Raw genomic sequence first — 14,888 nt, 5'->3', positions numbered from 1 at the left:
GCCCGAACCCGGGATCGTTTCAGCAAATCGCCTGCCTTTTCACCCTTCATTAACGCACCCCGCCGATCCTGAGCGCTGATTTTTCGCGGCGATGAAGCCGCTGGGACGGCATCGACGCGTCCCTTGTGCGTGGGGATCATGTGATGACGAGGCGGAGCCGGACGGGCCTGTTCGGTGGCGGGTTCTGGGATGCGTGCGGCTTCGCGCGGCTCGCGGACCGCCCCACGGCTGCAGCGACGGCTCCGACAAGCGTCGTCTACCACTGGGATCTCTCCAACGACCGGTTGACCCTGGGTCTCAACGCGGGCGTCGCTTTCGGCCTCTCGCCGGAGGCCTTGCCAAAGACCGGTGCGGCCTTTGCCGATCGGATCGAGCGCCATAGCGGCGAGGACCGGCGACGAGCGATCGAATGCCCCACTGCTCCGTTCGCCAGCGGAGGCGTTCCGTTCGAGACCCGCTACGCCCTGCGGCTCGAAGCCAGCCATGTCCTCATGATCGAAGACCAAGGCCGCTGGTTCGCCGACGCGCGTGGCCGCCCTGCTTTCGCCCGCGGCGTCATGCGTGTCCGCAAGGGTCTGAGACAGGAAGGCCTGTCCGCCGCCGCCATCGAAATGCGTTCCACCCTCCTCGAAAAGCTCGCAGACGATGTCAGCGAAACCTGCCGTTCGCGCCATGCGGTGACACTGATCGCAGGAACGGTCGTTTCGTCCGCCGACCCCGACACGGCCATGGCGGAGATCGGTCGCGCGGTACGCAGCCTCTTGCGTCGAGGCGATTCGTATAGCGTGTACGCGCCGGATCGGTTCGCCCTCGCCCTGACGTCATGCATGGCGGGCGACGCACAGAGCGCCATGCGCCGCCTGATCGAGGTCATCGCCCATTACCCCACGCTCACCGACGTCTCCGTCCGGCTGGGAGCGGCCTGCGCTCCGGATCACGCCTCGGAGGCCGCCGACCTGTTGCGCCGGGCGGAAAGCGCCCTCGACCGCGCCCTCTCATCATCCGAACGCATCGCGCTGTACCGGGAGACGCCGTCCCGGACTCATACGGCGCCTTGCGGCACCTCTGTCGAAGACGTGATCGACGCACTCAACGGTCGCGATCTGGTCGTCCTCGCGCGGCCGATGATCGATTCAGCCTCTCGCCGTCCGGTACTGACGCAGGCAATCGCCCGTCTGCGGAGCGCCGACGGCTTGCCGGGCGCGTCCGATATCGCCTTGCGCATGGAGGAAGCAGGTCTCTCGCTCCTGCTCGACGGGCGGATGCTCGAAATCGTCGCCGAGCATCTCGCCGACGACCCCGGCAACGGCATGATTCTCCCGATCGCACGATCGACTCTTCAGGATGGAGAGTGGCTTGCGATGCTCGCTGCGCATCTGGGTCTTCGCCCTCAGATTGCCTCGCGCCTCGTCGTCTCCGTGCCCGAAAGCGCACTCGCCGACGAAAACGCCCGTGGCCGCCTCGACGCCATGAAAGCGTTGGGCATCGGCGTCGCCCTGCACGGTTTCGGCGCCGGCCATGTCTCCGCACGACAATTGCGCAACCTGCCGGTCGACCTGATCGCCATCGATGGCGTGTTCACACGGACGCTGCAGCGCTCGACGGAGGAACGTCTGTTCCTGCGCAGCCTCATCGAGAAGGCTCATCAATTCGGCATCGCGACCATTGCGGAATGGGTCGATGACGAGGACACCGCCCGCCTGCTCGGGGAATGGGGAATCGATTATCTCCAGGGTGGCATCGCCCAAGATACGGCTCTGCCGACGCGCGCGCCGATGACGGCACGTCGCGCCAGGAGGGCGTAGGCGCTACTTCTTCGTGCTCAGCCGATCGAGCTTTTCCTGCATCTCTGCCATCTGGCGCTTCAGCGCATCGAGATCGTTCGCACCGCCGGATTTCTCGTCACCATCGGCATCGGTCGCCGCACCGGGGCGCGGCGCGAAGGGCGCGAACATCCGCATGGCGTCGGTGAAGAAGCTCATGTTCTTCTGCACCTGCTCTTCCATGGCCTGAAAGGCCGACGGCCCGAAAGCCTGGGACATCTGATCCCGCAGCTTCTGCTGCTCCTGAGACAGATTGTTCATGGAGAATTCGAGATAGCTCGGCACCAGCGATTGCAAGCTGTCGCCGTAAAAGCGGATCAACTGCCTCAAGAACGTCACCGGGAGGAGATTTTGCCCCTCCTTGTTTTCCTGCTCGAAGATGATCTGCGTCAGCACCGAGCGCGTGATGTCGTCGCCCGACTTGGCGTCGAACACGATGAAATCCTCGCCCTGCCTGACCATGGTGGCGAGGTCCTCGAGGGTTACATAGGTGGAAGTGCCGGTGTGATAGAGGCGGCGATTGGCGTATTTCTTGATGACAGTCGGCTGTTGATCCGTCGCCATAGTGTCCCTGAACGATCTGAAATCCGACGAGGCAGGCGTTTCCGGCCAAATACGGCGAAAGCGCGGCAATGATGCTCAGATTATAGGCCTTCCAGCAAGGCGGCAAAGCATCAAAAGTCTAACGGCCGAAATTCGCCGCCGCGCTGGTCGGCCCAGTCCCTGGCAGGCATGTCCATTGCGCGCTTGACTTCCCCCGCCCCCGCGCTTTGATCGGCCTATCATCGGCGTCGCTCATGAACGCCGTCCGCCATAACAGGAGATCCCCATGGCCCGAGGAGATATCGTCATCGTCGGTGCGGCCCGCACCCCGGTCGGCTCGTTCAACGGCGCCTTCGCCAACACGCCTGCGCACGAACTCGGCGCAATCGCCATCAAGGCCGCTCTCGAACGCGCCAAGGTCRATGCCGGCGATGTGGACGAGGTGATCCTCGGCCAGATCCTCACCGCCGCACAGGGCCAGAACCCGGCCCGGCAGGCCGCCATGGCCGCCGGCGTGCCGCAGGAGAAGACGGCGTGGGGCCTGAACCAGCTCTGCGGCTCGGGGCTRCGCGCCGTGGCGCTGGGACTGCAGCAGATCGCCAACGGGGACGCCGACATCATCGTCGCCGGCGGTCAGGAATCGATGAGTCAAGCACCGCACGCGGCCTACATGCGCGGCGGCACCAAGATGGGCGACCTGAAGCTCGTCGACACGATGCTCAAGGACGGCCTCATGGACGCCTTCCATGGCTACCACATGGGCAATACGGCGGAGAACGTGGCGCAGCGCTGGCAACTCACCCGCGACGAGCAGGATCAATTCGCCGTCGCTTCGCAGAACAAGGCCGAGGCGGCGCAGAAGGCCGGCCGCTTCAAGGACGAGATCGTTCCCGTCACCATCTCCTCGCGCAAGGGCGACATCGTCGTCGATCAGGACGAATACATTCGCCCGGGCACGACCCTAGAGGCGGTCGCGAAACTCAAGCCCGCGTTCACGAAGGACGGCACGGTGACGGCCGCGAATGCATCCGGCATCAACGACGGCGCCGCCGCGCTCGTGATCATGAGCGCCGACGAGGCCAAGAAGCGCGGATTGACACCGCTCGCGCGCATCGTCTCCTGGGCAACCGCCGGCGTCGATCCGGCCGTGATGGGCACGGGCCCGATCCCGGCCTCGCGCAAGGCCCTGGAGAAGGCCGGATGGAAAGTCTCGGACCTCGATCTCGTCGAAGCGAACGAGGCTTTTGCGGCGCAGGCGCTCGCCGTGAACAAGGACATGGGGTGGGATCCGAACATCGTTAACGTCAACGGCGGCGCGATCGCCATCGGCCATCCGGTCGGCGCATCGGGCGCACGGGTGCTCGTCACGCTGCTCCACGAAATGGGTCGCCGCGACGCGAAGAAGGGTCTTGCAACATTGTGCATCGGCGGCGGCATGGGCGTCGCCATGTGTCTCGAGCGATAAAAGGTGTCTCGAACGGCAAGGGCGATACGAGCCGCACGCATGCGCGGCGAACGCTGACCGTGCGGTATGCCGAAAAGTGAGTCGCCGCGCGCTTCTTATGAGCACAAGGTCGGCTAGGCTTCTTCAAAACACGCGCTAAGCTAATGTCGGACGGTTCGGCTCATCGCGCCGTCCGACGAAAGACAGATCCGCCAGAGGTCTGCTTGGGAACATCGAGGGCAACGCTCCGGCGAAAGCCGGCGCGATCCGCTCAACGGAGGAAAGCATGGCGCGCGTGGCATTGGTTACGGGAGGCACTCGCGGGATTGGCGCGGCCGTCTCGCAAGCACTCAAGAATGCAGGCTATACGGTCGCTGCGAATTACGCGGGCAACGACGAAGCCGCGAAAGCCTTCAAGGACAAGACGAGCATTCCCGTCTACAAATTCGACGTCTCCGACGCGTCGGCCTGCGAAAGCGCGATCCGCAAGATAGAAGCCGAAATCGGTCCGCTCGATGTGCTCGTGAACAATGCGGGCATCACCCGCGACGGCATGTTCCACCGCATGACCTACGATCAATGGTCCGCCGTCGTTCGCACCAATCTCGATTCCATGTTCACATGCACACGTCCCGTGATCGAGGGAATGCGCGAGCGCGGGTTCGGGCGCATCGTGATCATCTCGTCCGTCAACGGACAGAAGGGCCAGGTTGGACAAGCCAATTATTCGGCCGCGAAAGCCGGCGTCGTCGGTTTTGCCAAATCGCTCGCGCAGGAAAACGCCAACAAGGGGATCACGGTCAACGTCATCGCACCGGGCTACATCGCGACGGAGATGGTTCAGGCGGTGCCGGAGGAAGTCCTCAAGACCAAGATCCTGCCCCTGATCCCGGTCGGACGACTGGGCGAGGCGGCCGAGGTCGCGCGCAGCGTCGTGTTCCTCGCGAGMGACGAAGCGGGCTTCATCACCGGCTCGACGCTGACCATGAACGGCGGCCAGTACATGGCGTGATCGCCATCTTCGTACGAACGACCGGAATTCGGCTTGAAAAGTATCGGACAGGCCCTCCCCGTCGGGAGGGCTTTCCATTATGCGAAACAGCATGACGACACGCAGAGCGACTTTCATCGGCCTTGGAGCCATTCTTCTCTGGTCTCTGCTGGCGGTCCTCACCGCAGCGACAGGGCGGATTCCGCCGTTCCAGCTCGCCGCCATGACGTTTCTCGTCGGCGGCCTCGTCGGCGTGACGAGCTGGATCGTGCGGCCGGAAGGGATCAAGGCCCTGCGCCAGCCCCCGATCGTCTGGGCGCTCGGCCTCGGCGGATTGTTCGGCTATCACGCGCTCTATTTCGCCGCCCTGCGTCTCGCCCCGCCCGCCGAGGCGGGCCTTCTCAACTATCTTTGGCCGCTCCTGATCGTGCTTTTCTCTTCTCTCCTGCCTGGGGAGAGTTTGAAGCGCGCCCACATCATCGGCGCCATTCTCGGCTTTGCCGGCGTCGTGACGCTGATCGCGGGACGCGGATCGCTCGATGCCCGCGCCGAATACGTTCCAGGCTACGTCTGCGCATTCGTCGCCGCCTTCGTATGGTCCGGGTATTCCGTGCTATCGCGGCGCTTCGGTCAGGTCCCCACCGATGCGGTCGCGGGCTTCTGCCTCGCCACAGCGCTCCTGAGCTTCGTCTGTCATCTCGCGTTCGAGACGACGGTCTGGCCGGAGACGGCCGGGCAATGGCTCGCGGTCATCGCACTCGGCCTCGGCCCGGTCGGCGCAGCCTTCTACGTGTGGGACATCGGCATGAAACGCGGCGACAWTCGCCTGCTCGGCGTCGCGTCCTACGCGACACCCGTGCTCTCGACGCTTCTCTTGATCGTCGCCGGCTACGCCGAGCCGACCGCGACGCTCGCCCTGTCGTGCGGGCTCATCGTGCTCGGCGCAGTGGTGGCGACGCTCGGGCCGCGTATGCGCTTCAATCGTTGAGGTCAGACGGCCCGCGGCATGACGCGGTGGAGATACCGGTAGGCCGGCGAGAAACCGAAATCGTCGTACAATGCGCGAGCGACCGCATTTTCCTCGCGCACTTGCAGATAGGCCGTGTGCGCACCCTGGGTGCGGCCCCAGGCGATGAGGCTCGCGACGATGCGTCGTCCGAGGCCGATGCCGCGCAAATCGGGAGCAACGACGATGTCGTAGAGACCGACGTATCCGCGTTCCGTGACACCCAATCCCCATGCGACGGCCCGGTCATCGAGATGAAGCGTCGCGAAGGCGGCCTTCTGGCGAATGCGAGAGACGATTTCGATGAGCGTTTCGTCGTCCGATTTGTCGCCACCATACGATGCGGCCGTTTCCTTGACCCAACGCTTGGTCACATCCGATTCGAGCAAGACTTCAGGATCGAGATCGCCTTGCCCATCGATCAGCGCGGTGAGAACAAAGGTCGGTTCGATCGCCTCGAATCCGCGCGCCCGCAGCAGATCGTCGACGCCTTCCGCTTCGAGGCCTGGCAGGCGGAACGTCGGCCGCACATTGGCGATCAGAAACTGTTCGATCATGTGATCGATCAAGGCATCGTCGAGCTTGGCGCCGGGCGTGAACGGCGTGGCCGAATTGGCGCGCTTCGAGTAGCCGTTCGCCAGCCGCAGAATCCATCCGTCATAGAGCTGGTAATCGAAGGAAGGCCACGCATTCAACAGGCGGCTTTCGAGACCAAGAATGAGGTCGGAATCGCTCATCGACAATCAACTCCAGAAAGGCGGCGACGCTCAGAAGCGGTTCTTCCATTCGCGCAAGGCTTCGAAGACTTCGAAGGGAGCCGCCCCTTCCTTTTTGACCGCCTTGGCCAAAGCCGGCTCGCCGGCGCGCAGGAACGGATTGGCGGCCTTTTCGGAACCGATGGTGGTGGGCACGAGAAAGCGCCCATCCTTTGCCATCGCTTCGGCCTCCGCCGCGCGCGCCTTCAACGCGGCATTGTCCGGATCGACCGCAAGCGCGAATTTGGCGTTGGACAAGGTATAGTCGTGACCGCAATAGACGCGCGCCTCGTCGGGCAGTGCGGCCAAGCGCTGCAGCGACGTCCACAGGTCGGAATAGCTGCCGTCGAGCACGCGTCCGCAACCGAGCGTGAACAGCGTGTCACCGACGAACACCGCGCGTTCCGGCGCGAACCAATACGACACGTGATCGGAACAATGGCCGGGCGTATCGAACACGTGGGCTTCGAGATCGCCGACTTTGACCGTGTCACCTTCATGAATGTAGGCGTCGGCGCCGGGCACCGCTTCGCGGGCCTTCAGAGGCGCGACGACGCGACAGCCGGTCTTGGCTTTCAGCGGAGCGACGGCCTGGACGTGATCCGAATGGCGATGGGTGATGAGGATATCCGTCAATTGCCAACCGGTTTCGGACAGCGCCGCGAGAATCGGTCCTTCTTCCGGCGCATCAATGGCCGCGCAGGCGCCCGTATTGGGATCGTAGACGAGCGCACCAATATTATCGGACAGGCAGCGGAAGGTGTGGATTTGGGCCGGCATTCGAAACCTCGACGTGTTGCGCTGCGATCTATCATGGGACAGTTTCATCCCGAAACCAGTCCTCGGTTGAATCCCGCCGGCCTCTCTTGTCGGATGTCTTCGCGGAGCGAAGACGATCAGCAGCCACGCGGGCCAGGAGCAGCATGAGCGTCGATATCACCGATTTGAGAAGCTTCTATGCCAGTCCGCTCGGCAATGTCACGCGCCGTTATGTGGGCCGTGCGATCGGCCGTTTCTGGGTCGAGTTGGCAGGATTGCGGGTTCTCGGGCTCGGTTACGCACCACCCTATCTCGGACCCCTGCGCGAGCGCTGCGAACGCGTTCTCGCCTTCATGCCGGCGAACCAGGGCGTTGTGAACTGGCCGCGTTCGGGCGCCTCTTCCTCGACCCTGGTCGACCCCCTGATGATGCCCCTTCCCGACGCCTCGATCGATCGGGTTTTGGTGATCCATGCGCTGGAGACCGTGGAGAGCCCGAGCGAACTCCTGAACGAGATCTGGCGTATTCTCACGCCAGGTGGGCGCATCATCGTCGTGGCCCCGAATCGGCGCGGGCTGTGGGCCCGCATGGATACGACGCCGTTCGGCTATGGCCAGCCTTTCAGCCGCTCGCAGTTGAAGAGCCTGATGCGGCAGACCTGGTTTTCACCCGAAGGCTGGGCCGAGACCCTCTATGTACCCCCCCTGCGCAATCGCCTGCTGTTGCAGACGGCCCAGGCCTGGGAACAGGTCGGCGCGAGTTGCGCCCTGCCCTTCTCCGGCCTGCACATCGTCGAGGCGACGAAGCAGCTCTATCACCCGATCACCGTGCGCGCGCCCCGCAGGGCCCGCCGCGTCGCCCCGGTCTTCGTGCCAGCGCCAGCGTCGCGGGATGTCCTGTGATACACGATCCATCCTCTTGACAAGCAGTATCGTTACTACATTTCAGCAATGTCGCCCGATCGGCTGCTGAAGGACGTTTCGCATGGCGTTGGGGCCCTTGCTCGCCGCTCCTCCTCTGATCCAACTCCATGTGGCGGTCGCTGCGACGGCCGTTGTTCTTGGCGCCTATCAACTGCTTGCGGTCAAAGGCACGACGAACCACAGGCGGCGGGGTTGGATCTGGGTAGTCCTGATGGCGCTCGTCGCCGGCACCTCGCTGATGATGGTGTCGAATTGGCCGCTGATCGGACCCTTCGGGCCGATCCATGCCCTGTCCGCCTTCGCGCTTCTGACGCTTCCCATCGCGGTTCTGCATGCGAGGCGGCACCGCGTCGCGCGCCATCGCTTCACGATGCTGGCGCTCTATTTCGGCGGTCTCGTCGTCACCGGGTTGTTCACCCTTTTTCCAGGACGCCTTATGTACCATGTGGTCTTCGGCGAGTGATTCAGACCAAACTTGACTTGTGTGCATCAAATCGCCAGTTTCCGCCCGACCGGCGGGGCAGACTTTGGGTCAGCGCCGGTTTTTTCGTATTTATTAGAGTCCGATGCGCAGCTATCTCGATTTCGAAAAGCCCGTCGCCGAGCTGGAAGCCAAGGTTGAAGAACTGCGGGCTCTGGGCGAGAAAAGTGACGCCGTCGCCATCGTCGACGACATCAATCGGCTGGAGGCCAAGGCCGCCGACGCGCTCAAGGACCTCTACGGCAAGCTGACGCCGTGGCAGAAGACGCAGGTCGCGCGCCATCCGCAGCGGCCCCATTTCATCGATTACTGCGCCGGCCTGATCACCGATTTCACGCCGCTTGCCGGCGACCGCAAGTTCTCCGAGGACGAGGCCATCGTCGGCGGGTTCGGGCGATTCCGCGGCCAGGCGGTCTGTGTGATGGGCCAGGAAAAGGGCTCCAGCACCGAAACGCGCATCCGACACAATTTCGGCATGGCGAGACCCGAGGGCTACCGCAAGGCGGTCCGTCTGATGGAATTGGCCGACCGGTTCGAACTCCCCGTCATCACCTTTGTCGATACGGCCGGCGCTTATCCCGGCATCGAAGCCGAGGAACGTGGCCAGGCCGAAGCGATCGCCCGCTCGACGGATACCCAGCTCGGCCTCGGCGTCCCAAACGTGTSGGTGATCATCGGCGAAGGCGGTTCGGGTGGGGCGATCGCCATCGCCACGGCGAACAAGGTGCTGATGCTCGAGCATGCCATCTACAGCGTGATTTCTCCGGAGGGCGCCGCCTCGATCCTGTGGCGTGATTCGGCCCGCGCCCAGGATGCGGCGACCAACATGAAGATCACGGCGCAGGACCTCATGCGCCTCGGCGTCATCGACGGTATCATCACCGAGCCGGTCGGCGGCGCGCATCGCGGCGTCGAATCGGTCATCGCCTCGACCGGCGACGCCGTCGAGGAAGCCCTTCACGATCTGAGCAATATGGGTCCCTCGGAGCTGCGGGATCACAGGGCGGCGAAATTCCTCGCCATCGGTCGAAAGCTCTAAGGCTTCGAAGCCGAGCGGCGCCATCTCGAAAAGCGCCGCATCCTTCCCCTTCATTAACATTGCTTCAACCTCTCTGCCCCACTTCAAAAGGGGGCCGGAGAAGCGAAGATGAACGAGCGTAAGGTTGTCGGATTGCTGTTCGGCGGGTGTTCCGCGGAGCACGACGTCTCCCGGATGTCCGCGGCGAATATTCTGCGGGCTCTCGATCCCGCGCGCTACGACATCGTCCCGATCGGCATTCGGCGTGACGGCCGCTGGGTTCTCGGCAATGCTGCCACTCCCGACGCCCGTTCCCTCGAAATCCCCGTCGACGCACCCGAGGTTGTGTTGCCGCCAGGCCGGAATGGCGATCTCGTCGTCCTTGGCGAAGGATCGACTCGCGCGCCGCAGCGCCTCGATATCGTCTTCCCGGTTCTGCATGGCCCCAACGGCGAGGACGGGACGGTCCAGGGCCTCCTGGACCTCGCCGGCGTCGCCTACGTGGGTTCCGGCGTGATCGGCTCGGCCGCCGGCATGGACAAGGACGTGGCCAAGCGGCTGCTGCGGGACGGCGGGCTTCCGATCGTCCCCTTTCTGACCGTCACGGCGAGCAGCCGCATGACCTACGAGGCGGCGACTGCGACGCTCGGCACGACGAAGCTGTTCGTGAAGCCGGCGAATATGGGCTCCTCGGTCGGTGTGTCGCCGGCGCATTCGGCGGAGAGCTTCGCCAGCGCCTGCGATCTGGCCTTGCGCTACGACCGCAAGATCATCGTCGAGCGCAGCGTCACGGGTGCGCGCGAAATCGAATGTTCCGTCTTGGAGGACGCCTCCGGCAGCGTCCGCGCTTCGCCGCTGGGCGAGATCGCGCCGGCCACAAGCCATGGTTTTTACAGTTACGATGCGAAATACGAGGACGCGGCCGGAGCCGATCTGCGCATCCCGGCGTCCCTGACCCCGCAGCAAGCGCGACGCGCGCAGGATCTGGCGGTTACGGCGTTTCGCCTCTTGTGCTGCGAAGGATTGGCGCGGGTCGACTTCTTCATCGACCCATTGGACCAGGACACTATTTTCCTCAATGAAATCAACACGCTTCCCGGGTTCACGGCGATCAGCATGTATCCCAAGCTCTGGGAAGCAGGCGGTCTGCCGCAACGAGAGCTCATGGATGCACTGATCGCTCACGCCTTCGCGCGGCATGAGCGCAAGAGCGCTCTGAAGCAGCCTTGAGGGGCAAAATCGGGTTGACGCAGCATCGCTGCGTCAGGTCGGCTTTTTCCGAATTAACGGGTCATTAACCGTAACCACAGAACGGCTATGCTTGCGGTAAGACAGAGTTAAGGCTAACGATTTAGACAGATAGGGGAACCGCTCGGGCAAAGGGAACCGGGCGGATCAAAAAATTGCGGGGTCCCCCATGTTGAAGCGTATCGCATTGGCGGCGAGCTTGGCGCTCGCTCTGGCGGCGTGCCAGGATGAGAGCTTCCAGCGAAGCCCGACGCGCCATCTGACGCCCATTCCTGCCGCCACCATGTCCTTGATGGCCGAGAAGGGAATGTCGAAATCCGATCCCATCCTGATCCGCTCCTTCAAGAAGGAATCGGAGATGGAAGTGTGGAAGCGCGGCCGCGACGGCCGTTATGCGCTCCTCAAGACCTATCCCATCTGTCGCTGGTCGGGACAGCTCGGCCCCAAGGTCAAGGAAGGCGACCGGCAGGCGCCGGAAGGCTTCTACACGGTCACCCCGGGGCAGATGAACCCGAACTCGTCCTATTACCTTTCATTCGATACCGGTTTTCCGAACGCCTATGATCGGTCGTTCAACCGGACCGGCGGCAACCTCATGGTCCACGGCTCGTGCTCGTCGCGCGGCTGCTTCGCCATGACGGACCAGAACATCGCCGAGATCTATTCCATCGCTCGCGAATCGCTCGCCAGCGGCCAGCGCGGCTTCCAGTTCCAGTCGTATCCGTTCCGGATGACGCCCAAAAACCTCGCCCARCATCGTCTCGATCCGAACATCGGCTTCTGGAAAAACCTGAAGGAAGGCTCGGATTATTTCGAAGTCGCCCGCGAGGAACCCCGCGTGTCGGTGGCGGACCATCGCTACGCCTTCAACGTGACCGACGAGACCGCCGTCGCCGCCGTCGCGCAGAAGCGGCAACAGGACGAGCGCGAGATCGCCGAATTGGCGTCGAGCGTCACCCCGGTCAAGCTGGTCTACAACGATGGCGGCTCGCATGAGAGCTTCCGCACTGCCTTGGCCGGCACGATGGAAGGCGGATCGCTCGTCGTCGATTCCCGCATGCGTGACAAGTTCGGTGACGTGAGCCGTCCGGAAGGCCTCTCCTCGGGCCCGCAGGAAATCTCCCTCGACACCAGCGGCAAGCCCACAGAGGCGCCGGTTGCGCCCACGACTGCTCTTGCCTTCGCTCCGGCCATGCCGGCTGCGGCACCGGCTGCGCCCGCTCCCGTTTCGGAGACGAAGGTTGCGGCCGCGGCTTCGGCTCCTGCCGTCGGCGCGCCCGTCCAGGCTTCCGCTGCGTCGTCGTCCGAGACACCGTTCTACAAGAAGATGTTCAACGGCATCGGCGACCTGTTCAGCAGCTCCAGCAGCACCACGGAGCCGGCGACGGAAACGGCCCAGGTCACCTCGGCTTTGCCGGGCAAGACCCCATTGCCGCCGCAACGCGGCGTGTCGGCTCCCGTGAAGCCCCAGGCCTCCAACGTGACCCCGCAACGCCGGGCGCAGGCCCCCGCATCGGTCAACGTGGCAGCCGTCGCGAACTGAGATCGACGGCATCTCAAGATTTTCAAAAGCCCGCCTCTCCGGCGGGCTTTTTTGTTGCGGGGTGGGACGTGTCCTTTTCTCGTCCCGCGTGCCCCCGTTGTCATCCCCGGCGAGCGAAGCGAGGGAAGGGGACCCACGACTGGGTCACACGGCGCTATGGGTCCCCTTCGCCTCAGGCGGTTCCACCGCTTACGGTCGGGAATGACAATGGCTAGTCGGGCTCACTGGTCGCCTCATCCAGACGCCTCGGCCGCGGCTTGCGCGTTCGCCTCGTCCTGAAGCCAGGCCCGAAAGGCCGCGATAGCGGGACGGTCGGCGACCGCCTCAGGGCAGACCACATAATACTGGAATGGGCCCATGACCTCTTGGGGAAACGGGCGCACGAGGCGGCCGGCCGAGAGATAGTCGCCGATGAGGACATTCGTGGCCAAGGCGACGCCCTGACCGGACGCGGCCGATTGGAGCGTCAGGAATGTGTGCGAGAAACTCGGCCCGTGCGATGCGTCGACCCCGGTCACGCCGACCGCGTCGAGCCAGCGCTGCCACGTGATGTATTCCGGCACACCCTCGACGATCTCGTGCAGCAAGGTGTGGTGCGTGAGATCCTGCGGCTCCCGCAGGGGATGGACCGGATCATCGACCAGGGTGGCGCTGCAAACCGCGAAATAGGTCTCGCGCATGAGAAGATCGGTGCGCATGCCGGGATAATCCCCACGCCCGAAGCGGATCACCACGTCGATGTCATCGCGGGAAAAGTCCGTTCGCGCCGTCGAGATCGAGACCCGCACCTCGATATCCGGATGATGCTCCTTTAGGGAACCGAGCCGGGGGATGAGCCAGTTCAACGCGAAACTCGGCGTCGTGCTGACATTCAGGACCCGCGACGTTTCCGGCCGCAGGGCCCTCGCCGTCGCCTGGTGGAGCTGGTCGAGCGCTTCCGAGACCGACGCGGCATAGCGCTCGCCAACCTCCGTGAGCGCCACGCCCTTGCTTGGCAGCCGCACGAAAAGCGGCCGCTGGAGCCAGGCCTCGAGCGCTTTGACCTGCTGCCCGACAGCGCTCGCGGTGACGGCGATCTCGTCCCCAGCCCGCTCGAAATTCAAATGGCGCGCCGCCGCCTCGAAGGCGCGGAGTGAACTCAAGGGCGGCAGGCGGCGACGCGGCATGATCAATGACCAAGTTGTGCTTGGGCTAAAGGCAAGGACTTCTCGTTTGCTTGAACTCTACCTGAAGCGCATTCTTTTTCATAGCAAATCGCTGATGAACGAGGAACGCCATGACCACCGCACATGCCATAGTAAATCTTGGTTCTACGGAACGCCGCTCGCTGACGAGTGCTTTGCTGCCGCTCTTTCTCAGAATCGAAGCCTGGTTCGAGCATCGCGCCAGCCGCCGGGCCCTCTACAGCGTCGACGACCGCGGCCTCGCCGATCTCGGATTGTCCCGGACCGATGTCGATGGCTTCGATCGCTCACCGGCCTGGCAGGATTTGCTCATCGTCCCAGCGGGGCGGTGAGCAAAATCGGAGCGATTCGACCGTCGCCATCAACGGGCACATGGAAAAGCCTCATCCTGAGGAGGACCGCAGGTCCGTCTCCAAGGACGAGGCGTTTCCACGTCATGGCCGGGCTTGTCCCGACCACCTCGATCAGGTGAGGCGCGCCGCCTCTCGCGTAGGTTCGGTGAGTTCAAGCGTTCAGATCCAAGTAAAGGTCGCGCCAGCTCGGATTCATCGTGAAGATCAAGTTGGTTTTCCACACACGTGGCCAGCGCTTGATCGACGTTTCACGTTGGATGGCGTCGTTGATGCTTGGATAGCTTTCGTAATAGACGAGCTTGTCGATGCGGTACCGTCGCGTGTGACTGCTCGCCCGTCCCGCCTTATGCTCCCACACTCGGAGCGACAGGTTGTTGGTGACACCTACATAAATCGCCCCGCCCGGTCGGCTCGCCAAGATATAGACGTAATAAAGTTTCATCGCATCACGATGAGAACTTTGTCCGACGTTTACAAGTGTGATTCACGTATCGGGGTCACCGGCACGAGGCCGGTGATGACATCCGGGGAATGAACCGAGACTTCTCCGGGAGCCGGTCCTTCGCCACAAACCGAGACTTCACCGAGCGCCCACCGCTAACTCACTCCCTACGTCATGGCCGGGCTTGTCCCGGCCACCTCGATCAGGTGAAACGCGGCGCCCCTCACATCGGGGTCACCGGCACAAGGCCGGTGATGACATCCGGGGGAATGAACCGAGACTTCTCCGGGAGCCGGTCCTTCGCCACAAACCGAGACTTCACCGAGCACCCACCGCTAACTCACTCCCTACGTCATGGCCGGGCTTGTCCCGGCC

15 protein-coding genes are annotated in these 14,888 nt (G+C 63.7%); 10 read left to right on the top strand and 5 right to left on the bottom strand.

Annotated elements, in window-relative coordinates; all coding sequences use genetic code 11:
• Positions 1-143 precede the first annotated feature (143 nt).
• Entirely contained in the window at positions 144-1,805 is a 1,662-nt protein-coding gene (locus AC1DT3_RS03540) for an EAL domain-containing protein (protein ID WP_477463861.1), read from the top strand.
• Between the two features lie 3 nt (positions 1,806-1,808).
• On the opposite strand, the gene phaR is transcribed toward AC1DT3_RS03540, so the two are convergent.
• Complete coding sequence (phaR, locus tag AC1DT3_RS03535) at positions 1,809-2,387, bottom strand: polyhydroxyalkanoate synthesis repressor PhaR (protein WP_477463860.1); 579 nt, start codon at positions 2,385-2,387, stop codon at positions 1,809-1,811.
• A 265-nt stretch (positions 2,388-2,652) separates the two neighbouring features.
• Here phaR and AC1DT3_RS03530 point away from each other — a divergent pair, with 265 nt between their 5' ends.
• The 3 genes from AC1DT3_RS03530 to yddG all read left to right on the top strand — a co-directional run bounded on the left by AC1DT3_RS03530 (position 2,653) and on the right by yddG (position 5,789).
• Positions 2,653-3,831 carry an acetyl-CoA C-acetyltransferase gene (locus tag AC1DT3_RS03530; protein ID WP_477463859.1) on the top strand — a complete coding sequence of 393 codons (1,179 nt, stop codon included), beginning with the start codon at positions 2,653-2,655 and terminating at the stop codon, positions 3,829-3,831.
• A 265-nt stretch (positions 3,832-4,096) separates the two neighbouring features.
• Complete coding sequence (gene phbB / locus AC1DT3_RS03525; protein ID WP_477463858.1) at positions 4,097-4,822, top strand: acetoacetyl-CoA reductase; 726 nt, start codon at positions 4,097-4,099, stop codon at positions 4,820-4,822.
• Between the two features lie 91 nt (positions 4,823-4,913).
• Positions 4,914-5,789, top strand: a complete 876-nt coding sequence (gene yddG, locus AC1DT3_RS03520) for an aromatic amino acid exporter YddG (RefSeq protein WP_477463857.1) — start codon at positions 4,914-4,916, stop codon at positions 5,787-5,789.
• 2 nt (positions 5,790-5,791) lie between these two features.
• Here yddG and AC1DT3_RS03515 read toward each other — a convergent pair whose 3' ends face one another.
• Together AC1DT3_RS03515 and gloB are read right to left on the bottom strand one after the other, a co-directional pair.
• A complete protein-coding gene (locus tag AC1DT3_RS03515) occupies positions 5,792-6,544 on the bottom strand; it encodes a GNAT family N-acetyltransferase (RefSeq protein ID WP_477463856.1) in 753 nt (250 codons plus the stop codon).
• A 30-nt stretch (positions 6,545-6,574) separates the two neighbouring features.
• Entirely contained in the window at positions 6,575-7,342 is a 768-nt protein-coding gene (gene gloB, locus AC1DT3_RS03510) for a hydroxyacylglutathione hydrolase (protein ID WP_477463855.1), read from the bottom strand.
• 143 nt (positions 7,343-7,485) lie between these two features.
• On the opposite strand from gloB, the gene AC1DT3_RS03505 reads away from it, so the two are divergent.
• The 5 genes from AC1DT3_RS03505 to AC1DT3_RS03485 all read left to right on the top strand — a co-directional run bounded on the left by AC1DT3_RS03505 (position 7,486) and on the right by AC1DT3_RS03485 (position 12,534).
• On the top strand, positions 7,486-8,223 hold the full coding sequence (locus AC1DT3_RS03505) for a class I SAM-dependent methyltransferase (protein WP_477463854.1): 738 nt from the start codon (positions 7,486-7,488) through the stop codon (positions 8,221-8,223).
• An 82-nt stretch (positions 8,224-8,305) separates the two neighbouring features.
• Positions 8,306-8,707 (top strand): DUF2306 domain-containing protein, encoded by a 402-nt coding sequence (locus tag AC1DT3_RS03500; protein ID WP_477463853.1) that lies wholly within the window; start codon positions 8,306-8,308, stop codon positions 8,705-8,707.
• 103 nt (positions 8,708-8,810) lie between these two features.
• Positions 8,811-9,764, top strand: coding sequence for an acetyl-CoA carboxylase carboxyltransferase subunit alpha (locus AC1DT3_RS03495; protein WP_477463852.1), 954 nt, complete (start codon positions 8,811-8,813; stop codon positions 9,762-9,764).
• Between the two features lie 108 nt (positions 9,765-9,872).
• Positions 9,873-10,973, top strand: a complete 1,101-nt coding sequence (locus tag AC1DT3_RS03490; RefSeq protein WP_477463851.1) for a D-alanine--D-alanine ligase family protein — start codon at positions 9,873-9,875, stop codon at positions 10,971-10,973.
• Between the two features lie 187 nt (positions 10,974-11,160).
• A complete protein-coding gene (locus AC1DT3_RS03485) occupies positions 11,161-12,534 on the top strand; it encodes a L,D-transpeptidase family protein (RefSeq protein ID WP_477463850.1) in 1,374 nt (457 codons plus the stop codon).
• A 233-nt stretch (positions 12,535-12,767) separates the two neighbouring features.
• On the opposite strand, the gene gcvA is transcribed toward AC1DT3_RS03485, so the two are convergent.
• Entirely contained in the window at positions 12,768-13,700 is a 933-nt protein-coding gene (gene gcvA / locus AC1DT3_RS03480) for a transcriptional regulator GcvA (protein ID WP_477463849.1), read from the bottom strand.
• A 110-nt stretch (positions 13,701-13,810) separates the two neighbouring features.
• On the opposite strand from gcvA, the gene AC1DT3_RS03475 reads away from it, so the two are divergent.
• The gene (locus AC1DT3_RS03475) at positions 13,811-14,050 is read left to right on the top strand and encodes a DUF1127 domain-containing protein (protein WP_477463848.1); all 240 of its coding nucleotides are present in this window, start codon (positions 13,811-13,813) and stop codon (positions 14,048-14,050) included.
• A gap of 172 nt (positions 14,051-14,222) precedes the next feature.
• On the opposite strand, the gene AC1DT3_RS03470 is transcribed toward AC1DT3_RS03475, so the two are convergent.
• Positions 14,223-14,513, bottom strand: coding sequence for a GIY-YIG nuclease family protein (locus AC1DT3_RS03470; protein ID WP_477463847.1), 291 nt, complete (start codon positions 14,511-14,513; stop codon positions 14,223-14,225).
• Positions 14,514-14,888 lie beyond the last annotated feature (375 nt).

The organism is Microvirga sp. P4_G7 (genome assembly GCF_056401005.1).
Note: the sequence above shows the minus strand (reverse complement) of the source record. Positions and strands in the feature narration are given on the sequence as shown.